Below are 12,021 nucleotides of genomic sequence, written 5' to 3' on the forward strand. Positions count from 1 at the left end.
CGATGATCTGACCCCACTGCGGGTCCTCCGGGCCCACGACGGCGCAATCGCGCACCGCCGGATGTTCGACGAGGACGTCCTCGATCTCGGCCGGTGCGATGTTCTCGCCGCCGCGGATGATCGTGTCGTCGGAGCGCCCGCCGATGAACAGATAGCCGTCCTCGTCGAACATCCGGCGGTGCGCGATTGCGCCGTCGTGGGCCCGGAGGACCCGCAGTGGGGTCAGATCATCGTTGCGGTGGTCGTCCCCGACGGCCCGGCCACCCCGGACCCGGACGAACTGCGCGAGCACGTGCGACGCCAGCTGCGCGGGTCACGGACTCCCGACCGTGTCGTGTTCCGCGACGAGTTACCGACGAACGCGACCGGCAAGGTGTTGCGTCGAGAACTGATCGCCGAGTTGACAGCTACCAAATAGCAAGGAGCCCAGCATGATCAAGAACGGCACGCGGCTGCAGAGTCAGGTGTGCGACACCCAGGTCATCGTCGTGCGCAGCGCGGACAGCCTCGACGATCTGCGCGCGGGCGGCGTTCCGATGGTGCCGCTGGACGCCGAGAAGTCCGCCGACGCCCAGATCGACCCGGAGTTCTCCGGCGGCAACGCGATGGGCAAGCGCTACGTCGACGACAACGGCGCCGAAGTCCTGGTGACGAAGGCCGGCGCGGGCACGCTGAGCGTGGGCACCACGCCGCTGTCTCTCAAGGAAGCCAAACCGCTGCCGGCCAGCGACTGATATTTTCCACGGGTGAGCCCACGCCGCCTGCTCACCCGGTATGTGGCTGGCCTCGCGTCGGCCTACCTGCTGACGGCCGTCGAGGTCATCGCGATCGTCGGACTCCTCGCCGGGCGTAGCGTCGTCACGCTCGAGAACGTGCTCACCGCGGCGGCACTGCTTGCGGTTGGCACCGCGACCGTCGGCCTCAGCGCCGCGTACATTCTGCTGCAGCCACTGCGTCACCTGCGCGCCGGACGCGAACCCACCGCCGCCGAACGGCGCTCGACGCTGATGATGATGCGCCGCCAGTCCGCGGCCACGCTGGCACCATGGATCCTGACGGCCGCGGTCCTGGTACCGCTGAACCTCGACGCCGGATCCGAGGCGCTGGCCGTGATCGGGTCGGCCATGCTCTTCGGGGCGATCGCCACGGTGTGCACCGGATTCCTTTTCACCCTGCGGACGCTGCGGCCCGTATTGGCAAGTGTGGCACCGGATTCCACCACACCGCGGTTGACAGCGCCGGGAGTTCGGGCGCGGCTGCTGCTGATGTGGACCGTGTGTACGGCGCTACCGGGCGTGGCCATCGCCGCACTGTTGGTCATGCGCAACAACGGTTGGCTGATCGCGGAGAGCGCCGCGATCGAGTTGGCGCTGATCGTGCTCGCCCTCGTCGCGGTCGTGCTCGGCCTGCGTTCGCTGATCCTGACCTCGATGTCGATCTCCGATCCCGTCGGCGAAGTCGTGAAGGCGATGGCCGACGTGGAACGCGGTCACATCGACCGATCCGTCGAGGTATACGAATGGTCCGAAATCGGCCGTCTGCAACGCGGTTTCAACAGCATGGTGGCGGGGCTGCGGGAGCGGGACCGGCTGCGCGACCTGTTCGGTCGCCACGTCGGCGAGGACGTGGTCCGGCGGGCGGTCGATGAGAACGAATCACTGTCGGGCGACGAGCGAGACGTCGCGGTGCTGTTCATCGACCTGGCCGGGTCGACCAGGTTGGCGGCCATCCACACGCCGGGCGAGGTCGCCGACCTCCTCAACGACTTCTTCCGCATCGTCGTCGCGGCCGTCGACCGGCGGCACGGCCTGATCAACAAGTTCCAAGGCGACGCGGCGTTGGCGGTGTTCGGCGCCCCGTTGCGCATCGACGATCCGGCGTCGGCGGCGCTGGAGACCGCGCGGGTCCTCGTCACCGATCTGCAGCGCCTGCACCTCGACTTCGGCATCGGGGTGTCGGCCGGGCCGGTGTTCGCGGGCAACATCGGTGCGGAGAACCGGTACGAGTACACCGTCGTCGGTGACGCGGTCAACGAGGCGGCGCGGTTGGCCGACCGCGCCAAGGAGTTCAGCGGACGCGTGGTGGGTTCCGGTGCCGTACTCGAACGCGCCGGCGAGGCGGAGCGACGGTGCTGGGGGGCGCAGGGCTCGGAAACCTTACGCGGTCGATCCGCACCCACGCAGCTGTGGGCACCGTGCAGAGACGCTGGTTAGAGACGCGGACCGTCGGGGAATACAGCGGCATGGCTGTGCGCACCGCGGACTCCGACGCCCTTCGCAAGGCTGTAGCCGGCGCATCGATCGGCAATGCCGTGGAGTGGTTCGACTTCGCCATCTACGGGCTCCTCGCCACCTACATCGCGGAGAAGTTCTTCCCGCCCGGCGACGAGACTGCGGCCCTGCTCAACACTTTCGCCGTCTTCGCCGCCGCCTTCTTCATGCGGCCGTTGGGCGGCTTCTTCTTCGGCCCGCTGGGTGACCGGATCGGCCGTCAACGCGTGCTCGCGCTGGTGATCCTGCTCATGTCGGCGTCGACGCTGGCCATCGGTCTGGTCCCGAGCTACGAATCGATCGGTGTGGCGGCGCCGCTGCTGTTGCTGTTTCTGCGGTGTCTGCAGGGTTTCTCGGCCGGAGGCGAGTACGGCAGCGGCGCATGCTTCCTCGCCGAATACGCCACCGACAAGCATCGCGGTTTCATCGTCTCGTTCCTGGTGTGGTCGGTTGTCGTCGGTTTCCTTTTGGGGGCGTTGACCGTCACCGGGCTCGAGGCCGTCTTGTCCGAACCGTCGATGGACTCCTTCGGGTGGCGAATCCCCTTCCTGATCGCCGGTGTGCTCGGGGTCGTCGGGCTCTACATCCGGTTGCAACTTCGCGACACACCGGAGTTCGAGGACCTGCGCGAGAAAGGGGAGGTCGCGACGTCACCGCTGCGCGAGGCGCTGCGCACATCATGGCGGCCCATCCTGCAGATCGCCGGTCTGGTCGTGATCCACAACGTCGGGTTCTACATCGTATTCACGTATCTGCCAACATATTTCACCGAGACTCTCGACTTCACCAAGGTCGACGCCTTCGTCTCGATCGCGGTCGCCAGCGTTGTGGCGATGATCCTGATCCCACCGCTGGGCGCGCTGTCCGACCGGATCGGGCGTAAGCCGCTGCTGTTCTCCGGCGCGATCGGTTTCGCGGTCTTCGCCTATCCGCTGTTCCTGCTGTTGAATTCGGGTTCGCTTGTCGCCGCGGTCACGGCCCACGCCGCCCTGGCCGCCCTCGAGTCGGTGTTCGTGTCGTCGTCGTTGGCCGCCGGTGCCGAGCTGTTCGCCACCAGGGTGCGTTCCAGTGGCTACTCCATCGGGTACAACGTGTCCGTCGCCGTATTCGGCGGCACTGCGCCGTATGTCGCGACATGGCTCGTCGACCGCACCGACAACCAGATCGCACCGGCCTACTACGTGATCGCCGCGGCCGCCGTCAGCATCGCGACTCTGCTGACCATGCGGGAGACCGCGCGTCGGCCGTTGCGCGCCACCGTGCACACATAGCGCACACCTCAGCGCCGCAACCGGCTGCACTGAATACGCGTATGCCACACAATCGGTGAATGCCGACGGTGTCTTCGCGGGTCTCCCCCGTGCGTGTGGGGCTGGCCAGCTTCATCGGAACAACGGTCGAGTTCTACGACTTCCTCATCTACGGCACGGCCGCTGCGCTGGTGTTCCCGAAGTTGTTCTTTCCCGCCGTGTCTCCGGCGACCGGACTGCTGTTGTCGTTCGCCACCTTTGGCGTCGGGTTCGTCGCGCGGCCGCTCGGCGGTGTCGTGTTCGGCCACTTCGGTGATCGCGTCGGGCGCAAGAAGATGCTCGTCTACTCACTGCTGGTGATGGGCACCGCGACGGTACTCATGGGCGTGCTGCCGACCTACGCTCAGATCGGACTCGCGGCGCCGCTCCTGTTGACGGCGTTACGGCTGGCGCAGGGTTTCGCCGTCGGAGGCGAGTGGGGCGGCGCGACACTGATGGCCGTCGAACATGCCTCCGACCGCCGCAAAGGTCTCTACGGGGCGTTCCCGCAGATGGGCGCTCCGGCAGGGACAGCATGCGCGACGCTGGCCTTCTGGGCGGTGTCGCGCCTGCCCGACGACCAGTTCCTCGCGTGGGGATGGCGCATCCCGTTCCTGGCCAGTGCGGTGCTGATCGCCATCGGACTGGTGATCCGGCTGTCGGTTGCGGAGAGTCCGGATTTCGCGGCGTTGCGGCGACGCGATCAGGTGGTGCGCATGCCGATCGCGGATGCGTTTCGCAGGCACTGGAAACAGATCCTGCTGGTGGCGGGCGCGTATCTGTCTCAGGGCGTCTTCGCCTACATCTGCGTGGCCTACCTGGTGTCGTATGGGACCACCGTCATCGGGATCGACAGGACCCAAGCACTTTTCGGGGTCGCCGTGGCGGCAGTGATCGCGGTAGCCACCTATCCGATGTTCGGCGCGCTGTCCGACCGCCTGGGCCGCAAGCCGGTCTTCCTCGCGGGTGTGATCCTGATGGGGCTGTCGATCGGCCCGGCGTTCGCGTTGATCAACACGGGCAGCGCGCTGCTGTTCGGGGTCGCGCTGTTGCTGGTGTTCGGTTTGGCGATGGCTCCGGCCGCCGGGGTCACCGGTTCGTTGTTCAGCCTGGCGTTCGATCCCGACGTCCGCTACAGCGGCGTGTCGATCGGCTATACGTTGTCGCAAGTAGCGGGTTCGGCGTTCGCGCCGACGATCGCCACCGCGTTGTATGCGGCGACGAAGACGAGCGGGTCCATCGTCGCCTATCTCACCGTCGTGTCGGTGATCTCCGCGCTCTCGGCCTGCTTTCTACCGGGCGCGTGGACGCGCTCGCCTGCGGATCAGCCGGGTGAACTCGACCGCCGAGCGGCGGACCGACTCCAATTCGAGTGAGACGAAGAGGGTGTCGACCATCGCGAACGGCAGAGTCGTGGCCACCGCACCGCGGCCGTACTCGATGTGCCAGGATCCGGGATGGATGGTCAAGCCCCTCGCCCGTCCTTCCTCTAGGCACGTCCGCTCACCGGGCAGCAGCGTCGCCGCCGTGTTGTCGTCGGATTCGAGGTCGTAGGAGTCGATCCGGCCGGCCATCAAGAACTTGTGGATCTGCACCCGCTTGTAGCGACCCGAAAAGCCTTGTGTGCCGGTCGGCGAGCCGAAGATGACGATGTACTCACGCGGGCTGAAGTACACGAACCGGACCTTGCCGAGGATTCCGCCTGCCCTGCTGGCGACCCACCGTCCCGGTGCGTCGTCGATGAGGTCGGGGTACGCGTCGGCGAGCAATCGGATCGCGCGGGCGGTGAGCTCGCCGTCGTCGACGGGCAGTCCGACCACCTGCCGCGCGACGTCGTGGAGCACGTCGGGATCGATTCGGTACCGCATCAATCGAACTCCAGCGGCAGGCTGGTCGGCCCGCTCATACCGAGCAGCGGCTTCCACGGGGCCGGTCCGGCCAGACGTGGGTTCGGCATACGGTGCGCGATGATGATCAGCGCCTCGCAGAGCTCACGGCGTGCAAGGTTCGCGCCCAGGCAGTAGTGCGCACCGCCCCCGAAGGTGAGGATGGGTGGTGGATCGCTTCGGGTGATGTCGAAGCGGGTCGGGTCGTCGTAGACGGCCGGATCACGGTTGGCGGCATAGGTGTTGACGATGATGAACGTTCCGGCAGGGAAGGTGTAGTCGCCGATCGCGACGTCGTCTGCGACGGTTCGGACCGTGCTGCACATCGACGGTGAGTGGCGCATGGTCTCTTCGACGGCACGCATCGCGAGGCTGGGATCGTCACGCAGCAGCGCCCACTGATCGGGGTGCTCACACAGCACCTGCATGGATGCCGCGAGTTGGCTTCGGGTGGTGTCTGTTCCGGCGATGAGCACGCTGAAGGCCAGCATGCGTAGTTCACTCGCATCGAGCCGGTCACCGTCGTCTTCGGCCCGGATGAGCTCGGAGAGCAGGTCATCGGTGAGGTCGCGGCGGCGATGGGCGATCATGTCGTCGATGTAGCGGTCGAATTCGTCCCACGCCCTGAGAACGGTCGGTTCTTCCGCGGCGAGATCGCAGTCGAAGCTGACGATCTTGAAGATGTCTTCGGCCCACCGTGAAAACCGTTGCCAGTCCTGCCTTGGCGCTCCCAGCAGCGCGCAGATCACGGGGATGGGGTACGGCCTGGCGATGTCGTCGACGAATTCGCAGCGCCCGTCGTGGACGACGCGGTCGATGAACTCGTTGACGACCGTGTGGATGGTGGGATCCATGCGTGCCGTCGCCCGTGGTGTGAAGGCCTTCGACACCAGCCCCCGCAACCGGCGGTGTTCTTCTCCGTCCATGTTGAGGATGCTGTGGGTGACCCTGTCCCACAACTCGCCTGAGGTGATGCCGTGCGCCGACAGGTGGATGCCCTTGGGGATGCCGAATCGGGGATCGCGCAGGACGGTCCTGGCCAGCTCGTAGGACAGCACCTCGGGCCCGATCGGGCCGAGCGCGACCGGCGCTTGGCGCAGCGCCGCCTGGAACTGCGGATAGATCTCCTGCGGCGTCGCCGTGATGTCATAGGACAGCGTCGGCAGCCCGGCGTCGAAGATGCTGGGCTTCGCGGTCCCGACGCTCATCGTGTGCTCTCCGCCCGGATCTTCAGCGGAAGCTCGGGCAGCGAGCACGTCGCCGACGGCCATGTGATCTCCGGGACGAAGTCGGGAGCGAGTTCGAACTCCGGTATCCGCGTGAGCCATTCGGTCACGACGAGCCGCAGCTCCATCCGGGCCAGATGGGCGCCCAAGCAGCGGTGTGGACCGCCGCCGAAGCCCCAGTGCTTGTGCAACTTACCGTCCATCACCAGGTCGTCTCCGGAGTGCGGATCGCTTCCGTCGCGGTTGATCGCGCCGACACAGAGCCGGACTTGTGCCCCCTCGGGCAACGTGACGCCCGCGACCGTCACCTCTCGTGTGGTCACGCGCCCCAATACCGGCGCCGCCGGTTCCAACCGGATCACCTCCTCGACGAACGCGCCGACATGGTCGGGTTCCTCCCGGAGTCGCCGGCGCAGGTCCGGACGACGGGCCAGTTCCAGCATGGCGGCACCGATCGAGGCCGTGACGGTGTCGAGGCCCGCGAGGACGAACACGAGCGACATGCCCGTCGCTTCGGCGTCGGTGAGCGCATCCTCGCCGCGGAGGACGTCGGACAGTATGCCCGCCTGCGGTGACTCCCGCTGCGTCCGTACGGCTTCGGTGAGGTAGCCGAAAAGCTCGGCTGCGGGGGTCAGGTCGACGCTTGTCGGGTCGGTGGCGAGGCTTACCGCGATGATCGCGTCCTTCCACGCGATCAAGCGCTCACGGTCTTCGAGCGGAAGACCGAACAGGGTCAGAAACACCTGTGACGGATACGGGATCGCGAGGTCTCCCATGACCTCGCAGTCGGGGCGGTCGGCGATCTCGTCGATGATGTCGATCACCTGCGCCTGCAGTGACGGCAGCAGCGCGCTGAGCGTCTGCGGGCTGAAGTAGGGATGCAGCAGGCGGCGGTACCGGGTGTGCTCGGGTGGGTCGAATCCGAGCGGCACGAGCGGAACCGGGCTGATCATGTCGTCGTAGTCGGTCCTCGACGAGAACGTCTCCGGATCCCTGAGTGCGGCAAGCACATCGCCGCGACGGGTGAAGTAGAACCAACCCTCGCCGTAGAGCACCGGGCCCAGGTCGCGCAGTTTCGCCCAGCCCGCACCGCGGTCTCGCGCCATGGGCAGATCTTCGTAGCGGACCTGCGTCAGCCCCAGCGCCTCGGTCATGACACGTTGGTGGCCAGAAACGTCAGCGGAAGCCCGACGACCGACAGGTCGATCTCGTCGAGATAGGATCCCTCACCCGAGAACCCCTGGCGGAAACGAGTGGTGGAGCCGTAGCGCTGCGCAACGGATTCCGCGGCCGAGGCGTCCGGTACCCGCAGCACGACCGTGTACACACCGTCGCCGTGGCGATTCAGGAACTCATTGACATACGTTGCGACCGAGGCCGTGGAGTCGGGTACCGGGCTGATCAGCTCGATGCCCCGGTTCCAGTCCAGATGGACGCGGACCCCGAGTTCGGTGAGTTCGGCTTCTTCGAATTCGAAGCCGAGGTCGGTGAACATCGCCGCCATCGTCTCGCGCCGTTGTGGCGCCACCGCGAATACGACGTGATGCAATTGCAGCGGAGATGCGTTGTCGCTCATCGGCGTACCAGCCCCCGAGGTTGCACCAGGCCGAGGTCCAGATGAGTCAGCCATCCGGGCGGGGCGTCGCAGACGTCGGGTATGGCGTTGATGGCCCCCATCGCCGTCCAGGTGTAGCCCGGGTGGGTCATGGTTCCGTCGGCCCTCACCACCCCTTGCAGCGTGAGTTCGGTGGGCGGGTCGCCCTCGATGACGATGCGATAGCGGGTTCTGCCCCAGTCCCAGGCCGGGTCGAGCTGGTCGGGTCCGCCGGTCAGGTAGATGGCGTGGTAGACGATCAGCGGTTCGCCGCCTGATCGGGCGGCCCAGGTGTGGTGTTGTGCGGCAACGGTTCCACGCGGAATAACACCCTCGTCGTGCGAAATGTCCTCGGTGGCCACCGCGGCCTGGACGTCTGCGGCGGTCACATCGTCGATGGTCACGCCGAGTCCATCGGCGACCATGTGCATCGACTGCGCGAAGAAGGGCACGCCGAGCCCGAGGATCGTCGGTTCCGAGAGGAACTTCTCCTTGTCCTTGCCGAATCCCATCCAGTCGATGTGGTCCATCGGGGCGTCGGTCAGCACGTTGACGACTTCCCACACCTCGATCTTGTCGACCGCGCTGGCGACGCGCGCGAGGGTGAGGGGCAGGATGTCACCGGCGTAGCCGGGATGGATGCCGCCGGCGTGGAAGGAGGCCCCGCCGTCTTGACATGCGGCGCGGATCTTGTCGCCACCGTCGCGGAAATCCTCTGTGGGATAGAAGAAACCACTCGTCGTGACGACATTCTTGCCTGACCGCAGGAGTCCGCACACGGTGTCGATGTCCATGATGACGGGCGTGTAGAACACACAGTCGGCGTCGAGGGCGGTGATCGAGTCGACGTCGTCGGTCGCGACCACCCCGACGGGCCCGATGCCCGCGATCTCGCCGGCATCCTTGCCGACCTTGTCCTTGCTGTGCACCAGCACCGCGACGAGGTCGAAAACCGGACTCTGCGCGAAATGCCGCACCCCGACCTGGCCGACGTCGCCCGTCATCCACTGGATGACCCGGTAGGTTTTCTCAGGCATTGAGGACTCCCCGCGGAAGTAGCAGCGGCAGGTCGTTGTAGGTGGCGATGCCCGGTTGCGCCGCCACGACGGCCGGGATCGCGGTGATCGCCGGCATCGCGACGATCGACAGGCCGAGCATGATGTAGTCGTCCAGGGTCTCGCCCACGAAACCCTCGGGCGGAAGGAAACTCAGCGTGGTCTTGATGGTCGGCGTGCCCGCGACCTCCACCGTGTAGCCCATGTCGAGTTCCCAATCCGGGTCGAGCGTCTGGCCCTTGCGCCACCGCCCGCGAATCTCGATGACCTCCTTGCCGCCGACGATCCCCTTCCAGCCGACGTCGACCCCGGCGACGCAGCCCTTCGCGATCACCCAGTCGCCGGGCAGGTGGAGGTCGGCAGTGGTCTGGGCGTACGCGACGTCGCAGCGGACCTCGTCGAGACTCACGCCGAGCGCTTCGGCGACGAGCAGGACACCGTCTCGGAAGATCGCCGAGCCCTTCTCGGTGATCGATTTCAGATCTGGATGGTCGATGGGATAGCCGAAGCCCATGGGCTTTTCGGTGTCCGGTGAGTTGTAGATCGTGGTGTCGATGGCCTCCACGACCGACACCTTGTCCACGCTCTCCGACAAGCCCGCCGACACGATGGCGAAGAGTTGGATGAAGCCGGGGTTGATTCCGCTGCCGAAAATGGTCGACTGACCGTGCCGGCACGCCTCGACGATGCGGTCGCGGTCGTCGCCGAAGAAGTGGCCGGTGATGAACTCGGATGTGGAGACGATGTTCACCCCGGCGCGCAGTATTCGAACCATCTCGTCCACGTCAGCGAACATCGGGTTGTAGACGACACAGTCCGGTCGCAGCGCCAGCAGGGCGTCGACGTCGTCGGTCGTGGTCACGCCCAGCGGGTCGATGCCGCACAACTCCCCCACGTCGCGACCGACCTTGTCTTTCGACCACGCATAGCATCCGACCAGCTCCAGATGCGGGTTGCGGGCCACCGCGCGGACCGAACGCTTGCCCACGTTGCCCGTTGTCCACTGGACGATGCGATACGTCATGCCGCCGACCGTTCGGCGGGGCTGAAAACTACTGGCACCGAGCGGAATCCGCGGGTGACCGAGCTCCCGTGAAAGTGTCCCGATGCATCGGGGTCGAGGGCGAGGTCCGGCATCCGCGTCAGCACCTGCTCGAGACCGACCTGGAACTCCAGTCGCGCGAGGTTCGAGCCGAGGCAGCGGTGCACACCCGCACCGAAGCCCAGATGCCGGTTCTCCCGGCGGTCGAGAATGCACCGGTCGGCGTCGCGGAACTCGCGTTCGTCCCGGTTGGCGGAGGCGTAGTTGACGATGACCGACTGGCCCGCTTCGAACGTCTGCCCGCCCAACTCGACCTCTTTGGCGACAGTGCGGGGGATTCCGTGGATCGATCCGCCGAATCGGATGAACTCCTCGACCGCGCGCGGCACCATGTCCGCGTCACCGGCCAATCGGTCACGCTCCTCGGGATGGGTGGCGAGGTAATGGAAGGCGAATGACATCGCGCTCGCGGTGGTCTCCAGACCGGCCTGCACCAGCAGCATCGCGTTCGACACCACATCGGCGAACGGCAGCTTCTCGCCGTCGATTTCGGCCGACAACAGGACGTCGATCATGTCGTCCTGCGGTGGTGCGGCGCTGCGCTCGGCCACCGCATCATGGATGTGCTGGTAGAGACCACCCCATGCGGCCATCCGCTCGTCCTCGGTCGCCCCGTTGAGGGCGGTGTCCGTCAGCTCGACACACAGCGGGACATCCCCGATCGGCATGCCGAGGAGGTATTTGAAGAACACGATGCCGGGCTGCCGCCAGGCCACCTCGGCCAGGTCCCCGGCACCGCGTTCGATGAAGCCGTCGATCAGTCGATCGGTCTCCTCCCGGATCTGCGGCCGCAGCGCCTTCATTCTGGCCGGGGAGAAGTACGGATTGAGCACCTTGCGAAACTTCTGCTGACGCGGCGGGTCGAGGGTGATGACGAGGTCGCCCGCGAGGTGCTCGGACGCTTCGGGTGTCGGATTGCTGGAGAAGTGCTGCCAGTCCTGGAGGATCTTGTAGCACTGCTCATACCGCACGGCCACCCACGCGCCGCCGGGGGTGGCGCTGAGGAACGGCGAATCGGTGTGGGCGAACGGCGCATTGCGGCGCATCACCGCGTATACGTCGTAGAGGAACTCCTCGTCGTTGAAATCCTCGTGCCGGAGATCCCAGTTCGCCGCGTGTTCCTCCGGGGCTTTTCGGCTCACGGAGCCGGATTCCCTTGGGATTGGGCGGCTTGCCGCGCCTCTCGCTCCTGGTGGATGCGGACCAGTTCGCGCCAACCGATCCGGTTGTACTTCGGCACCGGCTGAACGCCCCACTCGTCCTGAGCGGTGTCTTTGCCCTCGGCGCCCTCCGGGGGACCCAGCGGCGGATACGGCACCTTGCACTCCAGCGCGTCATCGGAGTAGCGAACCTTGAGCAGCTCACTGCAGATCTCGGTGAGGCTCAGGGTGGGATAGCCGTAGTAAACCGCCATGAACGGCAGCGTGAACGCGCCCTCGATCACCAGCGCGACCAGGCAGACGAGCACGGCACGCTTGATGTAGAGGTGCATCCGCGCGTAGTACGGCGTGGTGCCGGGTGGTAGGTCGTCGGCGTTGTCTTTCTCGCCGCTGTCGGGGGTAAGCGAAGGCGATGTCATCAGTCGGCTCCTTGAACCTG

The 12,021-nt window shown here is 66.4% G+C and carries 13 protein-coding genes and 1 pseudogene; 5 read left to right on the plus strand and 9 right to left on the minus strand.

The genetic code is table 11. From position 1 onward, the window contains the following. On the minus strand, window positions 1-172 hold a 172-nt coding region (locus A5698_RS29525), incomplete at its 3' end, for an AMP-binding enzyme (protein WP_502688948.1). Here A5698_RS29525 and A5698_RS18010 point away from each other — a divergent pair. The 5 genes and pseudogenes from A5698_RS18010 to A5698_RS18030 form a co-directional block, all read left to right on the plus strand. Further along, window positions 155-418 (plus strand): annotated as a pseudogene (locus A5698_RS18010) (AMP-binding enzyme); the annotation flags it as partial. The gene A5698_RS29525 and the pseudogene A5698_RS18010 overlap by 18 nt on opposite strands. A 13-nt stretch (window positions 419-431) precedes the next feature. Beyond that, complete coding sequence (locus tag A5698_RS18015; RefSeq protein ID WP_067084853.1) at window positions 432-734, plus strand: hypothetical protein; 303 nt, start codon at window positions 432-434, stop codon at window positions 732-734. A 12-nt stretch (window positions 735-746) separates the two neighbouring features. Next, window positions 747-2,213 carry an adenylate/guanylate cyclase domain-containing protein gene (locus A5698_RS18020; protein ID WP_068299688.1) on the plus strand — a complete coding sequence of 489 codons (1,467 nt, stop codon included), beginning with the start codon at window positions 747-749 and terminating at the stop codon, window positions 2,211-2,213. Between the two features lie 29 nt (window positions 2,214-2,242). After that, on the plus strand, window positions 2,243-3,541 hold the full coding sequence (locus A5698_RS18025; RefSeq protein WP_068299805.1) for an MFS transporter: 1,299 nt from the start codon (window positions 2,243-2,245) through the stop codon (window positions 3,539-3,541). A 59-nt stretch (window positions 3,542-3,600) separates the two neighbouring features. After that, a complete protein-coding gene (locus tag A5698_RS18030) occupies window positions 3,601-4,935 on the plus strand; it encodes an MFS transporter (RefSeq protein WP_068299690.1) in 1,335 nt (444 codons plus the stop codon). Here A5698_RS18030 and A5698_RS18035 read toward each other — a convergent pair. Genes A5698_RS18035 through A5698_RS18070 form a run of 8 tightly spaced genes read right to left on the minus strand, consistent with a single transcriptional unit; the run spans window position 4,852 to window position 12,001 of the window. Next, on the minus strand, window positions 4,852-5,427 hold the full coding sequence (locus A5698_RS18035) for an isomerase (protein ID WP_067084859.1): 576 nt from the start codon (window positions 5,425-5,427) through the stop codon (window positions 4,852-4,854). The genes A5698_RS18030 and A5698_RS18035 overlap by 84 nt on opposite strands. Further along, on the minus strand, window positions 5,427-6,653 hold the full coding sequence (locus tag A5698_RS18040; RefSeq protein ID WP_068299808.1) for a cytochrome P450: 1,227 nt from the start codon (window positions 6,651-6,653) through the stop codon (window positions 5,427-5,429). The genes A5698_RS18035 and A5698_RS18040 overlap by 1 nt, the downstream gene beginning before the upstream one ends. Then, the gene (locus tag A5698_RS18045; protein ID WP_068299696.1) at window positions 6,650-7,825 is read right to left on the minus strand and encodes a cytochrome P450; all 1,176 of its coding nucleotides are present in this window, start codon (window positions 7,823-7,825) and stop codon (window positions 6,650-6,652) included. The genes A5698_RS18040 and A5698_RS18045 overlap by 4 nt, the downstream gene beginning before the upstream one ends. After that, complete coding sequence (locus tag A5698_RS18050; RefSeq protein WP_067084862.1) at window positions 7,822-8,247, minus strand: VOC family protein; 426 nt, start codon at window positions 8,245-8,247, stop codon at window positions 7,822-7,824. The genes A5698_RS18045 and A5698_RS18050 overlap by 4 nt, the downstream gene beginning before the upstream one ends. Continuing rightward, window positions 8,244-9,302, minus strand: coding sequence for an NAD(P)H-dependent amine dehydrogenase family protein (locus A5698_RS18055; protein WP_068299700.1), 1,059 nt, complete (start codon window positions 9,300-9,302; stop codon window positions 8,244-8,246). Before A5698_RS18055 ends, A5698_RS18050 begins: the two co-directional genes overlap by 4 nt. Next, the gene (locus A5698_RS18060; RefSeq protein WP_068299702.1) at window positions 9,295-10,344 is read right to left on the minus strand and encodes an NAD(P)H-dependent amine dehydrogenase family protein; all 1,050 of its coding nucleotides are present in this window, start codon (window positions 10,342-10,344) and stop codon (window positions 9,295-9,297) included. The genes A5698_RS18055 and A5698_RS18060 overlap by 8 nt, the downstream gene beginning before the upstream one ends. After that, entirely contained in the window at window positions 10,341-11,564 is a 1,224-nt protein-coding gene (locus tag A5698_RS18065) for a cytochrome P450 (RefSeq protein ID WP_068299706.1), read from the minus strand. Before A5698_RS18065 ends, A5698_RS18060 begins: the two co-directional genes overlap by 4 nt. After that, a complete protein-coding gene (locus tag A5698_RS18070; protein WP_068299708.1) occupies window positions 11,561-12,001 on the minus strand; it encodes a hypothetical protein in 441 nt (146 codons plus the stop codon). The genes A5698_RS18065 and A5698_RS18070 overlap by 4 nt, the downstream gene beginning before the upstream one ends. Between the last annotated feature and the right edge of the window lie 20 nt (window positions 12,002-12,021).

Origin of the sequence: Mycobacterium sp. E136 (assembly GCF_001666865.1) — a bacterium.
In the GTDB taxonomy this organism is placed as follows: domain Bacteria; phylum Actinomycetota; class Actinomycetes; order Mycobacteriales; family Mycobacteriaceae; genus Mycobacterium.

What these genes read in the sequence shown, in the direction of transcription:
- A5698_RS18015 (WP_067084853.1), top strand. Translation starts at nt 432, where the DNA reads ATGATCAAGAACGGCACGCGGCTGCAGAGTCAGGTGTGCGACACCCAG.
- A5698_RS18025 (WP_068299805.1), top strand. Translation starts at nt 2,243, where the DNA reads ATGGCTGTGCGCACCGCGGACTCCGACGCCCTTCGCAAGGCTGTAGCC.
- A5698_RS18030 (WP_068299690.1), top strand. Translation starts at nt 3,601, where the DNA reads ATGCCGACGGTGTCTTCGCGGGTCTCCCCCGTGCGTGTGGGGCTGGCC.
- A5698_RS18035 (WP_067084859.1), bottom strand. Translation starts at nt 5,427, where the DNA reads ATGCGGTACCGAATCGATCCCGACGTGCTCCACGACGTCGCGCGGCAG.
- A5698_RS18040 (WP_068299808.1), bottom strand. Translation starts at nt 6,653, where the DNA reads ATGAGCGTCGGGACCGCGAAGCCCAGCATCTTCGACGCCGGGCTGCCG.
- A5698_RS18045 (WP_068299696.1), bottom strand. Translation starts at nt 7,825, where the DNA reads ATGACCGAGGCGCTGGGGCTGACGCAGGTCCGCTACGAAGATCTGCCC.
- A5698_RS18050 (WP_067084862.1), bottom strand. Translation starts at nt 8,247, where the DNA reads ATGAGCGACAACGCATCTCCGCTGCAATTGCATCACGTCGTATTCGCG.
- A5698_RS18055 (WP_068299700.1), bottom strand. Translation starts at nt 9,302, where the DNA reads ATGCCTGAGAAAACCTACCGGGTCATCCAGTGGATGACGGGCGACGTC.
- A5698_RS18060 (WP_068299702.1), bottom strand. Translation starts at nt 10,344, where the DNA reads ATGACGTATCGCATCGTCCAGTGGACAACGGGCAACGTGGGCAAGCGT.
- A5698_RS18070 (WP_068299708.1), bottom strand. Translation starts at nt 12,001, where the DNA reads ATGACATCGCCTTCGCTTACCCCCGACAGCGGCGAGAAAGACAACGCC.